This window comes from Tanticharoenia sakaeratensis NBRC 103193 (genome assembly GCF_000963885.1).
Lineage (GTDB): Bacteria > Pseudomonadota > Alphaproteobacteria > Acetobacterales > Acetobacteraceae > Tanticharoenia > Tanticharoenia sakaeratensis.
The window spans coordinates 18,471-31,775 of record NZ_BALE01000005.1 but is presented as its reverse complement, the minus strand read 5'-3'; the positions used below and the strand labels follow the sequence as shown (position 1 = coordinate 31,775).

Annotated in this window: 15 protein-coding genes; 7 read left to right on the top strand and 8 right to left on the bottom strand. The window is 64.1% G+C overall.

Features of this window, described 5'->3' with window-relative positions:
• Nucleotides 1-83: 83 nt before the first annotated feature.
• Together B8446_RS02155 and B8446_RS02150 are read right to left on the bottom strand one after the other, a co-directional pair.
• Entirely contained in the window at nucleotides 84-3,389 is a 3,306-nt protein-coding gene (locus tag B8446_RS02155) for an efflux RND transporter permease subunit (RefSeq protein WP_048846759.1), read from the bottom strand.
• 81 nt (nucleotides 3,390-3,470) lie between these two features.
• Nucleotides 3,471-4,283: an SDR family NAD(P)-dependent oxidoreductase gene (locus tag B8446_RS02150; protein ID WP_048846757.1), complete on the bottom strand. Its 813-nt coding sequence runs from the start codon at nucleotides 4,281-4,283 to the stop codon at nucleotides 3,471-3,473.
• Between the two features lie 78 nt (nucleotides 4,284-4,361).
• Between B8446_RS02150 and gmk the strand changes: the two genes are divergently transcribed.
• Together gmk and rfaE1 are read left to right on the top strand one after the other, a co-directional pair.
• Nucleotides 4,362-5,015, top strand: coding sequence for a guanylate kinase (gene gmk, locus B8446_RS02145; RefSeq protein WP_048846754.1), 654 nt, complete (start codon nucleotides 4,362-4,364; stop codon nucleotides 5,013-5,015).
• Nucleotides 5,016-5,027: 12 nt separating this feature from the next.
• Nucleotides 5,028-6,473 (top strand): D-glycero-beta-D-manno-heptose-7-phosphate kinase, encoded by a 1,446-nt coding sequence (rfaE1, locus tag B8446_RS02140; RefSeq protein ID WP_048846752.1) that lies wholly within the window; start codon nucleotides 5,028-5,030, stop codon nucleotides 6,471-6,473.
• Between the two features lie 44 nt (nucleotides 6,474-6,517).
• Here the strand turns inward: rfaE1 and B8446_RS15955 are convergent, their stop codons facing one another.
• The 4 genes from B8446_RS15955 to B8446_RS02130 all read right to left on the bottom strand — a co-directional run bounded on the left by B8446_RS15955 (nucleotide 6,518) and on the right by B8446_RS02130 (nucleotide 8,256).
• The gene (locus B8446_RS15955) at nucleotides 6,518-6,928 is read right to left on the bottom strand and encodes a hypothetical protein (RefSeq protein WP_148505806.1); all 411 of its coding nucleotides are present in this window, start codon (nucleotides 6,926-6,928) and stop codon (nucleotides 6,518-6,520) included.
• Between the two features lie 38 nt (nucleotides 6,929-6,966).
• Complete coding sequence (locus B8446_RS16680) at nucleotides 6,967-7,089, bottom strand: hypothetical protein (RefSeq protein ID WP_264921731.1); 123 nt, start codon at nucleotides 7,087-7,089, stop codon at nucleotides 6,967-6,969.
• 24 nt (nucleotides 7,090-7,113) lie between these two features.
• Entirely contained in the window at nucleotides 7,114-7,773 is a 660-nt protein-coding gene (locus B8446_RS15950; RefSeq protein WP_148505805.1) for a hypothetical protein, read from the bottom strand.
• A gap of 192 nt (nucleotides 7,774-7,965) precedes the next feature.
• A complete protein-coding gene (locus tag B8446_RS02130) occupies nucleotides 7,966-8,256 on the bottom strand; it encodes a hypothetical protein (protein WP_048846751.1) in 291 nt (96 codons plus the stop codon).
• 162 nt (nucleotides 8,257-8,418) lie between these two features.
• Between B8446_RS02130 and B8446_RS02125 the strand changes: the two genes are divergently transcribed.
• The 5 genes from B8446_RS02125 to B8446_RS02100 all read left to right on the top strand — a co-directional run bounded on the left by B8446_RS02125 (nucleotide 8,419) and on the right by B8446_RS02100 (nucleotide 12,337).
• Entirely contained in the window at nucleotides 8,419-8,655 is a 237-nt protein-coding gene (locus B8446_RS02125; protein WP_048846749.1) for a hypothetical protein, read from the top strand.
• The gene (locus B8446_RS02120; RefSeq protein WP_048846747.1) at nucleotides 8,655-9,179 is read left to right on the top strand and encodes a DUF1003 domain-containing protein; all 525 of its coding nucleotides are present in this window, start codon (nucleotides 8,655-8,657) and stop codon (nucleotides 9,177-9,179) included. The genes B8446_RS02125 and B8446_RS02120 overlap by 1 nt, the downstream gene beginning before the upstream one ends.
• A gap of 136 nt (nucleotides 9,180-9,315) precedes the next feature.
• Complete coding sequence (locus B8446_RS02115; RefSeq protein WP_048846745.1) at nucleotides 9,316-10,779, top strand: replicative DNA helicase; 1,464 nt, start codon at nucleotides 9,316-9,318, stop codon at nucleotides 10,777-10,779.
• Between the two features lie 38 nt (nucleotides 10,780-10,817).
• Entirely contained in the window at nucleotides 10,818-11,465 is a 648-nt protein-coding gene (locus tag B8446_RS02110; RefSeq protein WP_048846742.1) for an SOS response-associated peptidase, read from the top strand.
• A 638-nt stretch (nucleotides 11,466-12,103) separates the two neighbouring features.
• Entirely contained in the window at nucleotides 12,104-12,337 is a 234-nt protein-coding gene (locus B8446_RS02100; RefSeq protein ID WP_048846737.1) for a hypothetical protein, read from the top strand.
• On the opposite strand, the gene B8446_RS02095 is transcribed toward B8446_RS02100, so the two are convergent.
• Complete coding sequence (locus B8446_RS02095) at nucleotides 12,319-12,720, bottom strand: cupin domain-containing protein (protein ID WP_048846735.1); 402 nt, start codon at nucleotides 12,718-12,720, stop codon at nucleotides 12,319-12,321. The genes B8446_RS02100 and B8446_RS02095 overlap by 19 nt on opposite strands.
• An 11-nt stretch (nucleotides 12,721-12,731) precedes the next feature.
• Nucleotides 12,732-13,304: a cupin domain-containing protein gene (locus B8446_RS02090; protein ID WP_158507509.1), complete on the bottom strand. Its 573-nt coding sequence runs from the start codon at nucleotides 13,302-13,304 to the stop codon at nucleotides 12,732-12,734.
• Nucleotide 13,305: the final 1 nt, after the last annotated feature.

Below are 13,305 nucleotides of genomic sequence, written 5' to 3'. Positions count from 1 at the left end.
TTTCCTGTACTAGATGAACAAAAGCCCGTGGCCGAAGGCCGCGGGCAATCCAAGATGGGCAGACCCTGGCGGCCGCACCGATATCAGCCGGTCACGACAGGTTCCGAATCGGAGCGTCGATCGGAGGCATTGGTCCGAGGACGGACACGCAGCCAGAGCCGCCCGGCCATGGCACTCAGCCTGTCCATATAAAGATAGACCACCGGCGTCGTGTAAAGCGTGAGCAACTGGCTCAGCGCCAGACCGCCGACCACGGAAATACCCAAGGGGAGCCGTAACTCCGCCCCATATCCGTTGGACGTGATCAGCGGGACCGCGCCGAGGGCTGCGGCCAACGTCGTCATCAGGATCGGCCGGAAACGGGTCATGCACGCTTCGAAAATCGCGTCTTCGGGCTTCATCCCGAGATTGCGTTCGGCATGAAGGGCGAAGTCGATCATCAGGATCGCGTTCTTCTTCACGATACCCGTCAGCAGGATCATGCCGATCATCGCGATCAGCGAGAACTGCTGCCCGGACAGCCAGAGCCCGAGCACCGCGCCTACGCCCGCCGACGGCAACGTGGACATGATGGTGATCGGATGGATGAAGCTTTCGTAGAGAATGCCGAGCACGACGTACATCACCGCGATGGCTGCGATGAATGCCAGAACCTCGTTGACCAGCATCTTCTGCAGCTCGCCGGCATTGCCGGTGAACCCCGCATGGATGCCGTCCGGCGCATGGGTCGCCACCATCACCTTCTGGATCTCGGCCTCCGCGTCCGCCTGCGTCTTGCCGGCGCGCAAATTGAAGTTGATGGCGCCTGCGATAAATCCGTCCCGGTGCGTGATGTCGAGCGGCGTTGGTCGCATCTCCAGACCCGCGACGGCCGAAAGCGGCACCATCGTCTCCACGCTGGATGAGACCGCGGATCCGCTCGATCCGCTGCCGGTGATCTGGTTCGCGATCGAATTGGCCAGCGACTGCTGGCTCAGCGAGGCCGCCGTGCTGGTCGTGGACCCCGGGACCACCGCACGGATCTGGTTGGAGACGACACCGCCCGCCGCCGTGCCGGCCGCCGTCGAGACATAGACCTGACGCATGATGTCGGAAGACTGGCGATAGGGTTCCTGCACTTCCATCACGACGCGATGCTGCGACACTTCGGTGTTGATGACCGAGACGATGCTCTGTCCGAACGCATCGCGCATGACGTTGGAAATGAGCTGCGGCGTCACGAGATACCGCGCGGCCGTGTCACGATGGATCCGCGCGAACAGCGCGGCCCCGTTGGCCTCGAGATCCGAATTCACGTCCGTCAGGACCGGATCGTCATGACGCAGTGCTGCAACGAGCGTCGGGACGTAGTTGAAGATCGTGTCCGCATCATCACTCTGCAGCACGTAGCGATACGTGCCGACCCGGCGCTGTCCGCCGCCTCCGTTGATGTCGCCCGGCGAGAAGACCGAGATCTCCATGCCCGGGACGGATTTCAGGCTCCTGGTGATGTCACGTGCGATCGCCTCGGGCGATCTGTGACGCGCGCCCTTGTTCGTCAGGGTGGCGAACAGTTCGCCCGCGTGATCGTCGTTGTTGAAAGCGATGACATTGGCCACATCGGAATCGGCCATGAAGGCATGGCTGACTTCCGAAAGCGCCACCTGGATGCGCTTGAACGACATGGTCGCATCACCCACGACGTTCCCTGCAAGCAGCGCCAGGTCCTGCGACGGAAGCACGCTCTTGGGCATCAGGACAATGCCGCCGACCAGCGCCACGAAGCTCGCGGGAAGCGAGAGGGCCACGATCACATGATAGCGCAGCGCCCATCGCAGGCTGACGCGATAGGCATGCAGGATTGCCTGCAGGACGATTTCGATACCCCGGGACAGGCGCGCCCCGATCGACCGGCCGGGATGACCGTGATCGACCGTCAGGAGATAGGCGCACATCATCGGCGTGAGCGACAGCGACAGGAGCAGCGACAGGGTGATGGCGATCACCAGCGTCATCGCGAACTCGAAGAAGATCTGTCCCGGGATGCCCGGCAGCAGCAGCAGGGGCAGGAATACGGCCACGAGGGATGCTGTGATCGAGGTCACGGTGAAGCCGATCTCGGCCGAGCCCTTGAGGCTTGCCGTCATCCGGTCGTCGCCCTCTTCCATGTGACGCGCGATGTTCTCGAGCACGACGATGGCGTCGTCCACGACAAACCCGGTCGCAATCGTCAGCGACATGAGGGAGAGGATGTCGAGCGTGAAGCCGAACAGCTTCATCGCGGCCAGCGTTCCGATCAGGGCCACCGGCACCGTGATCGCCGGGATGATCGTCGAGCGCGCATTGCGCAGAAACGCCAGCACGACGCCCACGACCAGGATGACCGACAGGACGAGCGTCATCTGCGTGTCGGCGAGAGCCGCACGGATCGTCTTCGACAGATCGCTCGTCAGGTAGAGGTTCACGCCGCCGGGCAATGCGCCGTCGAGATGTTTGAGCTTCTCCTTGATCTCGTCGACCGTGCGGACAACGTTCGCGCCCGGCTGCGGGCGGACGACCAGACTGATCGCAGGATGGGCGTTGTAGTATCCGATCTGCTCGATCGTCTCCGGACCGTCGGTCACGGTCGCCACATCCGAGAGATGCACGGGATACATCCCGTTGCGATAGCCAATGACCAGGTTTCGATACTGTTCCGCGCTGAAGGCACGGTCATTGGTGTCCAGCATCATGCGCTGGCTGCCGACCTCGATATAACCTTTGGGCGTGTTCGCATTGGCCGAGGCGATCGCCGTGCGCACGTCCTCGAAGCCGATGCCCCATTTGAACAGCGGCAACGGGTTCAGTTCGACACGCACCGCGGGGTCCGCCGAACCATCCACCTCGACCCAGCCGACGCCCTTGACCTGCGACAGAAGCGGCTGGATCCGCGTCTTCGCGATGTCGTACAGCTTCGTCATCGTTTCGGTGTCGGACACCAGCGAGGCCACGATGACGGGGTTCGAGGCAGGATTGGCCTTCCACGCTTCCGGGTCCTGACGCAGGGTCGTCGGCAGGTCGGCGTGGGCGCCGCGAAGGGCCGCCATCACGTCACGCATGGCGCCGTTGATGTCACGGGAATCGTTGAACGTGACGCGGATGAAGAGGCTGCCTTGTGCCGCATCCGCCTCGATCGTGTTGATGTCGGCGATCTGGCTCAGATGACGTTCGAGCGGCGTTGCGACAGTGCTCGCAACCTGCTGGGGCGATGCACCGGGATCCTGGGCCTGGATCAGGATCATCTTGGGCGAGATGTCCGGCATGTCCGCCACCGGCAGCGTCGGATAGGCGATGATCCCGGCAGCGAGCAGACTGACCGCCAGAAGGATGGTTGCGACTGGCCGCAGAATGAAGAAACGGCAGATATTCATGCGCTGCAACGTAGCGCAACAGCCCACATGAATCTCATTACGAAAACGCCACGCTCCGTCACCTTGATGCCCTCACGGAGATCATAAGGCCGTCATCGTTCCAGGGGCCCCGGTCGGCTGGCGACGATAGTAGAGCTCGGCAATGCCGATCGGCAGCAGGTCCATCAGGCGCGATCCTGCAACCAGCCAGCGCGGAAAGACGACCCGCCGCTGGCCGCGGGCGACGCCACGCAGGATCCTGCGTGCCGCATCGTCAGCCGAAACGAGGCCCGGCATCGGGAAGCGGTTCGATGCGACCATGGGCGTATCGACGAAGCCGCAGCACACGCTCGTCAGCCGGATGCCCGCATCGCGGAGGAAACTTCCTTGCGCGACCATGAACCGGTCCACGGCGGCTTTCGACGCACAATAGGACGGCGTTCCGGGAAAGGAGACCACGGCCGCCACGGACGCGATGGCACAGATGCGCCCGCGCATGCCGTCGTGCGCGCGGGCCTGACGTCGCATGACCGCAATCGCCGGCAGGACCGTGTTCAGCACGCCATCGAGATTGACCGCCATCATGGCACGAACCTGATCGGCACATTCATAGGTAGCGCCTTCGGCGTCGCGCGGGGGAACGCCCCCCGTGATACCGGCGCAGGCGAACACGAGATCGAGGCGATCCCGCGCGGCCTCATGGATCCAGTCCGCCATGGCCGGGCCATCGGTCACATCGATGACCCGCGCTTCGACATGGGCGCCACGCGCACGGCAGCCGGTGGCGGTCTGCGCAAGGCCGTCTGAATCGCGGTCACCAAGTTCGAGCGTCGCGCCGGGACGCGAAAGAGACAGGGCAATCACGCGGCCGAGACCCGAGGCTGCCCCGGTGATCAGCACCGAATCCTGCTTCATGGTCGCCATCCTAACATACGGGTGTTAAAGAGACGAAAACGCGCATGCCCCCAGCGCTTGCGCCCTTCGGAGCCGCACTTGACCCGACCGCACCCCGCACCCACCGTCGCCCCGATTGCCCGGCGCGGCGTCTGCCTGGTGATCTCCGCCCCCTCCGGCGCCGGCAAATCGACCATCGCCAATGCCCTGCGCGCCTCGGAGCCCGCATTGACGCATTCCATCTCGGTCACGACCCGCAAGCCGCGTCCCGGCGAGCGCGATGGCGTCCATTACCATTTTCGCGAAATGTCCGAGTTCGAACGCATGGCCGAAGGCGGCGAGCTGCTCGAATGGGCCACCGTGTTCGGCCGTGGCTACGGGACGCCGCGGCAGCCCGTGGAAGACGCGCTTGCCGCCGGACGCGACATGGTCTTCGACATCGACTGGCAGGGACATCGTCTGATCCGTGCTGCCCTGCCGCAGGATGTCGTAAGCCTGTTCGTCCTGCCGCCTTCCCTGGCCGAGCTCGAACGCCGCCTGTGTTCGCGCGCGGCTGACGACCCGGAAGAAATCGCGCGCCGGATGCAGGCCGCACGGGACGAGATCTCGCATTGGGCGGAGTTCGACCATGTCATCGTCAACGCCGAACTCGACACCGCCATCGGGCAGGCCCGCGCGGTGCTCAACGCCGCGCGGCTGATCACGCGCCGCCAGACCGGCCTTGCCGACGTCGTCGCAGGCTTCGGCGCCTGAAGGTCCGGCAGGATGGATTTCTCCAGCATTACCGTCCTGTGCATCGGCGACCTGATGCTCGACCGGTTCATGTATGGCGACATGGAGCGCATCTCGCCGGAAGCCCCCGTGCCCGTGCTGCGTCTTCGCGAATGCCGCGAGATGGCCGGCGGTGCCGGCAACGTTGCCAACAACATCCGCGCGTTGGGCGGCCGTGCCCTGCTGCTGGGGCTGGTGGGGCGTGATGCGTCAGGCACCGCCCTGCGCGCGCGCCTGGCCGCGACACCCGGCATCGAAGACTGCGCGATCGTGTCCGACGCCCGTCCGACCACCTGCAAGACGCGATTCATCGCGGCCCATCAGCAGGTCATCCGAACCGACGACGAAAGCCTCCAGCTCCTGTCGGACGAGGAAGACCGTGCGTTGCGCGCGGCCTGCGTCGCGCTGCTCGATCGCGCGGATGTCGTCGTCGTGTCGGATTACGGCAAAGGCGTCTGCAGCCCGGATGTGCTGCGCATGGTGATCGAGGCCGCGCGTGACTGTGACATCCCGGTCTTCGTCGATCCCAAATCGCGCGATTTCGGCCTTTATCGCGGCGCCACCTGCATCACTCCGAACGCGCGCGAACTGGGCCTCGCGGCAGGCCACGCGACGGACACGCTGGATGACGTGGCGCGCGCGGCGCAGACACTGATGAACGCATCCGACCTGCGCGCGATCCTCGCCACGCGGTCGGAGAAGGGCATGGCACTGGCCGAACGCGATCGCCCGATCGCCGCCGTGCCGACCCGCGCGCGGGAGGTCTTCGACGTATCGGGCGCGGGCGACACGGTGATCGCCGCCATGGCGCTTGCCTACGCCTCCGGCATGACGCTCGAGCAGGCAATGCACGTGGCCAATGCGGCGGCCGGTGTCGTGGTCGGAAAGCTGGGGACCGCGACCGCATCCCGGGACGAGGTCATGGCGGAACTCAGCGCGCAGGACGAGGCGCTGGATGATGCGGCACCGACCCTGCTCGATGCGGCCGGGGCACATTCGCTCGTCGCACGCTGGCGCGCGCAGGGTCTGCGCGTCGGGTTCACCAATGGCTGCTTCGACATTCTCCATCAGGGTCATGTCTCGTTGCTGTCGCAGGCACGCGCGGCCTGCGACAGGCTAATCGTGGCCTTGAACACCGATGACAGTGTGCGCGGGCTGAAAGGCCCTTCCCGGCCCGTCAATCCACTGGCCGACCGGGCAGCGGTGATCGCAGCCCTCCGGGCCGTGGACGGAGTGACCGCATTCGCCGACGCGACGCCCGAGGCGCTGATCGATTCTCTTCGTCCCGACGTCCTCGTGAAAGGCGCGGACTACACGGAAGACGAAGTCGTCGGTGCACGAAGCGTTCGGGCCCGGGGTGGCCGTGTCGTGCTGGCAAAACTGACGCCCGACCGTTCGACCACGACCTTGATTGCCAGGCTCAACAGCGGCCCATCGTAGAGAAAGCCGCAGCCGGCAAAACCAGCCGCGCCGTCAGGACGCGATCAGGCCGTCTGCCATGACGGCAGTGCCGCCTTGTAAGGCGTATCGAAATCCTCGATGTAATCCCAGAACGCCAGATGATCGTCCATGCGTGTCGGCGCCATCGGGCGCATTCCCCGGCGATGATTGAAGATCGCCCGGTTCATGGCGCGATTGAAGACACCCGGTCCCGTCTTGTACGCAATGAACAGCCATCCGTGCAGATAGCAGTTCCGGTAGAGCGACAGCAGGCAGTCGGCCAGAAACGGCGTCGACGGCGCGCTGCCGTAGAAGTCGTTATGGATGTAGTTGTTGTCGGTGGTGAAGAAGATCTGGTCATACGGCCCTGACGCCAGGCGCGCGAATTCTTCCGGATTGCGAATACGGATGTCGGCATCCAGCCACCAGCCGCCCAGCATATGGATGACGTGCACGCGCAGGATATCGGCGGCCTCCGCCGGGTGCCGGGCATTCAGGAGATCGTGCGCGCTTCGATGCCATAGGCATCATAGAGCCAGTTCGCCGCTTCCTCGCGGTTGAAGACCTTCAGCTCGAAACCGGCGCAATTCTGATGATAGGCGAAGTTGGCCTCCACCTCCGGCGGCGGGTTGTGATCCCATTACATATAGAGGCGGCGCGGGATGGCAGGCGCGGACGCGGTCCGGCCTTGCGCCGCCGTGAAGAACGGCTCACCCGAGCGCAAGGCGGTTTCCAGATACAGGGCGTCCGCTTCTTCCCCGGTATGGAATTCCTCGTAGCAGGTGCCCATGATGTCGAGCGCGCCGGATGGATCGCCGCCGCGCCAGGCCCGCGTGATGCCGTCGATATAGGCCGCATGCGCCGCATTCAGGCGCCGGAGAGCATCGACCTCTTCCTGATCGGGAACGGCCCCGGCCTTCAGCAGACACGTCTGCAACAGGGACTGCGCGAGCGGGTAATGCGTCGGGCTCTTCGAATGCAGATCGAATGCCACACGGTAAAAGGCCGCGGCTTCGGCGACGCATCGATTGGTATGAAGAATATTGGCCAGCGTATAGGCGTGATCGACTGTCGTGCACCCGTGTTCGCGATAATATCCGATTGCCTGCGGATCACGGGCGAATGCCGCATCCTCGTATTCGGGCGATGCCTGGGCGGGCTCCACGTTCCGGATGGCGGCAGCCACGCGAAGATGCGGCGGAACGTCCGATTCGAGTGTGTCGAAGGTCAGTTCGCCGGCTGGAACCGAAGGATAGTCTGCCTGGATCTCGTCCATGGAAGCATTCAGCACATCCGACATCGATCCTGGCCTTTCCGGTCGCCGTCGCCATGGCAGCATGCCGCCACGGTAAAACCGCGCGATGCCATGTCGCATAAATAGTCAGACGCACATGGCCTGCCCGTATCCACCGAAATGTAACAGGCTCTCACAGCGCCTGTCACGGTCGATTGACGAGAAATTACCGAGCAAATTTTTAATGAATCTGAATCTTCAGCGAAGCAGGAGACGGTTTACGATCTCGCCCCACTCGTCGGCAACCGAAGACGCCGACATCGCGACACCCGCTCGCCGATACCAGTATCTGGCGTTGCCCGGATCTCCCTCGCGCCGGTGCAGCCATGCGTGGACGAGATCGCAGGATGGTTCCCCTTCGTGGGCCTGCACGATCTCGTGCGCCTGATCCCAGTCGTTCCGCCCGGCCCACCACAAGGCAGCGAGTGCCGGATCTGCAACAGGCGGCGCGTTGCGCGACAGGCTCTCCGTAAATTCGTCGAAAGTCATTGCATCCCCCCTTCGTGTTCATCAAGGTCTGTCAATGTGTTGAAGGCCATCGTTGGCATGGAACTTTCTTCGCGCCCGGAGGTTGCGCAGAGAGTGTGACGGATCACGAAACCCGCGCGGCGCCGGTGTCGGCGTCCGCGCCTCGGCACGGAGATGCTGATCATGATCATGGGACGAAGGACGACACCGCCCAACACCACGCGCTGGGCACTTTGGGCACGCAACACACGGGTCGATCGTCAGAAGGCGGCTTCCGACACGATCACCGGAATCAACATTCAGGCAGAAGCGGGCCCCTGGGCTCCGTCGGATGCGGCAGAACATGCTCCGGACACGGAAACAGCCATGACATCTGCCGTTCCCGCGGAGACGCATGACGGGATGACCACGACACTCTGATGAATGCCGACAACGGGAGCCACATCGGCCCGAGCGCACTTCACACGATCGAGTCGATCGCGGCCCTCGAGCGACGTTTCAACAGCGAGCAGAACCGCCGCAGCCGGATGGTGGTCCATGCGATCGACCGGGTCGCGACGGTCAGATTTCTCGCAGCCGAGGTCGCCATCATCCTTGTATGGCTGGGTTACAATACCCTGGCTGGGCGTAACGGAGCCTTTGATCCCGCCCCCTTTTCGCTTCTGGGCGTCACCCTGGCGACGACCGGCGTCATTTCGACGACCTGCCTGCTGATCAAGGCGACCGAGCAGAGCCGACGCGACCGCGAGCGGGATCAGCTTCGCCTGCATGTCTCCCTGCTCAACGAACACAAGATGACGAAGCTCATTCATCTCTCGACGCTGTGCCTCGAACGCGCCGGCATGGACCGGGAGGAGATCGCCCGCGAACTCGAGGATCTGATGGAGGCAGGGTCCATCGAGGACACGCTGGGCGCGCTTCGGTCACGGATGCCGGTTCCCTGATGTGGCCGGTTTCCTGATGTGCCCGGTCTTCTGATGTGATTGTGGCCACCGCGGCGGCCTGCATGTTAGAAGCCGCGCTGTGAGTGCCACGACCTACCCCCCGCCGACCGATGACAGAACACCAGCCGCATCGGAGGTGTTCGCAGGCGCACTGCGCCGTGCGCCGCCGACGAATATCCCGGCCGAGCAGGCGCTTCTCGGCGCGCTTCTGACCAACAACAAGGCCTACGACCGGATCTCCGACTTCCTGATGCCGGAGCATTTTGCCGATCCGGTGCATGGGCGGATCTATGAAGCGATCGCGCGACGGATCGAGCGGCAACAGGTCGCCGATCCCGTAACCCTGCGCGCCGAGTTCGAACATACCGGCGTGCTCGAGCCGGTGGGCGGGCCTGCCTATCTCGCGAAGCTGATCGTCGCGATGGTCGGCATCATCAATGCCGGCGATTACGGACGGGTCATTCACGACGCCTGGATTCGACGCCAGCTGGTCGATATCGGCGAAAGCGTCGTCAACAATGCCTTCGGTGCGACGCCGGACCTCGACGGCGCCCAGCAGATCGAAGCATCCGAGCAGGCCCTGTTCAATCTCGCAACCGAGAAGGGCCAGGAAAGCGGCTTCGTGACGTTCGGCATGGCGCTGACAGGCGCCATCGACGTCGCGGAAAAGGCATTTCAGCGCACGGGCGACGTCGTCGGCCTGACGACGGGCCTGCGCGACTTCGACAAGCGCACCGGCGGCCTCCACCCGTCGGATCTCCTGATCCTTGCCGGACGTCCCGCCATGGGCAAGACGGCGCTGGCCACCAAGATCGCGTTTTCCGGTGCCCAGGCGCTCATGCGCGAGGCCGAGGAAAACGGAGGCGAGCCGACCGGCTCGGTTGCGATCTTCTCGCTCGAAATGTCGGCCGAACAGCTGGCGACGCGTATCCTGTCGGAACAGGCGCGCGTCTCCGGCGAACGCATCCGGCGTGGCGAGATCGAGCAGCGGGAGTTCGACCGCTTCGTGCGCGTCGCTCGCGAACTGCAGCGCCTGCCGATGCATATCGACGATACGCCCGCGATCTCGCTGTCGGCGATGCGGACGCGATGCCGCCGGCTGAAGCGCACCAAGGGCCTCAGCCTTATCGTGGTCGACTATCTCCAGCTCATGCGGCCTGCCGTCGGCACCCGTCCGGACAGCCGCGTCCTCGAAATCTCGATGATTACCCAGGGGCTGAAGGCCATCGCCAAGGAACTCGAGGTTCCGGTGCTCGCCCTGTCCCAGCTGTCGCGTCAGGTCGAAAGCCGCGAGGACAAGCGCCCGATGCTATCGGACCTGCGCGAATCCGGCTCGATCGAGCAGGACGCGGATGCGGTCATGTTCGTCTATCGCGACGAATACTATCTGCAGCAGCGCATGCCGAAGGACAGCGCCTATGACAGCGCGGATGCCCATGCGGTCGCCATGGAGGAATGGCAGCGCAAGATGGACCTCGTGCACAACAAGGCCGAGCTGATCCTCGAAAAACAGCGACACGGCCCGACCGGCACGGTGCAGCTCTACTTCGAGGGCGAGTTCACGCGCTTTGCGGACCTCGACACGTTCCACGACGTGTAGGACACGTTCCGGCACCACAGTCAGTCGAAAACACAGGCATGCCCGCCCGCTACGCCCTTTCCATGACGACGGATGCGCTGCGGAGCGCATATGGTGTGAGCGGTCCCGGCCCTATCTGGCTTCCGTCATGGAACGTGGCGCCCGGACAGCCGGCCCCCGTGATCCGGCGGCCCGACCGGGGCACCGGCCGTGCGCTCGACCTGATGTTCTGGGGGCTGGTTCCCTCCTGGACCACGACCATGGATCGCCGTTCGAGCCATGCCCGGTGCGAAACGCTGGCCGAAAGCGGGATGTTCCGCGCGGCCTTTCGCAGTCGCCGCTGCCTGATCCCTGCAAGTGCCTTCTATGGCCGGATCGCGGACAGGCCCTATGCCTGCGCACGGCGTGACGGGCAGCCGCTTGCATTCGCGGGACTATGGGATCTGTGGGGGCTGGATGGCGACACGCTTCGTGGTTTCGCGGTCGTGACCACCGATGCGCCGGACGGTCTGCTGCCTGGGACTGCAAGATTTCCCGTCCTGCTGCCTGCGGAAGCCTGGGAGGCGTGGCTGAACGCACCGCCGCGTGAAGCCCGGACCTTGATGCACCCGGCTTTGCCGGATGTGCTGCGCTGCTGGCCGATCTCGGGACGAGTGCGTGATCCAGCGCAGAATGACGCGCATCTGCTGGACCCGCTCGCAATCTGAAGACCCGACGTCATCGGCATGCACTGTTCAGATACGCGCGCAGATCACTGTTGGATCGGCGAGCGATGAACGTGAACAAGTGGACCATGACAGGAGGCACCATAATATCCGTGGATACTGCTCGCGCGGTCATCGCGTCTCTGGCGCCGAACAGTCCTGTGCTGGCGACGCGATAGTCGCATGCCGTTTATCTGCTCGATGTTTTTTGCCGTATACGTCATACGACCTGGCTCGGATCGTCCTCACAGGTCGATGCGCGTTCTCCGTTCATGAATATCAGGATCGTTCCGGGGACGGCCATCTTTCTCTTCCTGTCCCGCGTGGTCTTCGCCATCTACACGGAAAAAGCGCACGCGCCAGTTCTGGACACACGAGGTTTCGCGGGCCTCATGACCCTGTTCACGGGCGCGATCTTTCTGCCTACCGGGGTTAGACGATGCCAATGCTGAGTGCCCAAAACCGGGGCCGCCTGCGACAGGAGATCGCGGATGCGGTCTTGCATCAGCATGCGTCGTGATCTCGATCTCTGCTCCGAAGTTTCCGATCCAGACGCGGACGCGCGGACGTGAACTGGGCTGCACGCAACCGATGCGCGGCCTGCGCGTCGGCATGAGCATTGTTTGACGGAAACACAGGCCATGACCGCAAAACCCGACGAGACCTTCTCCGAAGAGGACCACATGCTGCTTTCGGTCATCGGGACCGACTGGAGCGTGCCTGAGGCGGGTCATATGGATGTGGCCGAACTCGTCCGCCGTCATCCGGACCTTGTCGAACAACGTGACGGCGATCCGCCGGAGTTCCGCCTGACGGAAGAAGGCGCGCGGGTTCAGGCGACGATGATCGATTCGGATCAGTCGCGCGGCGTCTGACCGTCCGGCACATAATCGTCCAGCGAGAATGCGGGGTTCGTGATGGCCTCGAATACCATCGCCCCATCGGGCGCCGCCGCGATCCGGCGCACGACAGGTGCTGCCACACGCACCACATCGCCGGGACCGACGGACGATGCCTGGCCATCCAGCCAGACCGTGCCGTGGCCGCTCTCGATCAGGAACCATTCCTCGGCATGACGCATATGGCTCGGCGGATCGCTTCTGCCGGGTGCAACCGTGAAGCGCGCGATGCTCAGCCGTCCGCCGGATGGTCCTTCCTGCACCACGATGCCGGGCCAGATCGCCTTGCCCGGATCGGCGGCAAGATGCCTGACCTGTGCGTGGGCGGCTCCATTGAGGAGCATGGAAAGCAGAACCATGTGGCGAAGTCTCAACGTGCCGTCTCCCGCGTCAGCGCCTTGATGATGCCGGTCTGTTTCGGATACGCGCGGATCAAGGCCGCCCGATGGCCGAGCAGGAAATCGCCCGGCGTAAAACCGGGCGACATGGTCGTGCCGCCCAGAGACCAGCCGAGCGTGCCTTCAGGCGCAGACGCCTGCCAGTCACCGGCCGGCACGACGACAACCGGATGCGCCCGGTCGAGCAGCATTTCACGTGCCCTACCATCCGGCTTCAGCAGATGCAGGCGGATCGGGTCGCCGTCGGAATAATGCCAGATTTCATCGGTTTTCAGGCGATGAAAAGCCGAGAAGCCGGCTCGTGTTTCCAGAACGGTAATGACTGTCGCCAAAGGGTGTGCAACGCCCTCATACCGCGCAGGCAGTGCGTCCCCTTTTAGGGTCTCGGAAGCGTGCCAGTCCAGCGTGAACCAGCCGCCTTCATCCGGAATGGGCTGAAGATGAAGCGACGCAATCAGGGCCGCCGCCCGTGGCGGAACGCCGTCGGCGGCCTGAACCCGAAACGCTGCCAGGCAGCAGAGCAGAAGGATGGCGCTGCGCATCATG

Bases quoted from the DNA above. Each gene is read 5' to 3' on its own strand.
- B8446_RS02155 (WP_048846759.1), bottom strand. From the start codon at position 3,389: ATGAATATCTGCCGTTTCTTCATTCTGCGGCCAGTCGCAACCATCCTT.
- B8446_RS02150 (WP_048846757.1), bottom strand. From the start codon at position 4,283: ATGAAGCAGGATTCGGTGCTGATCACCGGGGCAGCCTCGGGTCTCGGC.
- rfaE1 (WP_048846752.1), top strand. From the start codon at position 5,028: ATGGATTTCTCCAGCATTACCGTCCTGTGCATCGGCGACCTGATGCTC.
- B8446_RS15950 (WP_148505805.1), bottom strand. From the start codon at position 7,773: ATGTCGGATGTGCTGAATGCTTCCATGGACGAGATCCAGGCAGACTAT.
- B8446_RS02130 (WP_048846751.1), bottom strand. From the start codon at position 8,256: ATGACTTTCGACGAATTTACGGAGAGCCTGTCGCGCAACGCGCCGCCT.
- B8446_RS02125 (WP_048846749.1), top strand. From the start codon at position 8,419: ATGATCATGGGACGAAGGACGACACCGCCCAACACCACGCGCTGGGCA.
- B8446_RS02120 (WP_048846747.1), top strand. From the start codon at position 8,655: ATGAATGCCGACAACGGGAGCCACATCGGCCCGAGCGCACTTCACACG.
- B8446_RS02110 (WP_048846742.1), top strand. From the start codon at position 10,818: ATGCCCGCCCGCTACGCCCTTTCCATGACGACGGATGCGCTGCGGAGC.
- B8446_RS02100 (WP_048846737.1), top strand. From the start codon at position 12,104: ATGACCGCAAAACCCGACGAGACCTTCTCCGAAGAGGACCACATGCTG.
- B8446_RS02095 (WP_048846735.1), bottom strand. From the start codon at position 12,720: ATGGTTCTGCTTTCCATGCTCCTCAATGGAGCCGCCCACGCACAGGTC.
- B8446_RS02090 (WP_158507509.1), bottom strand. From the start codon at position 13,304: ATGATGCGCAGCGCCATCCTTCTGCTCTGCTGCCTGGCAGCGTTTCGG.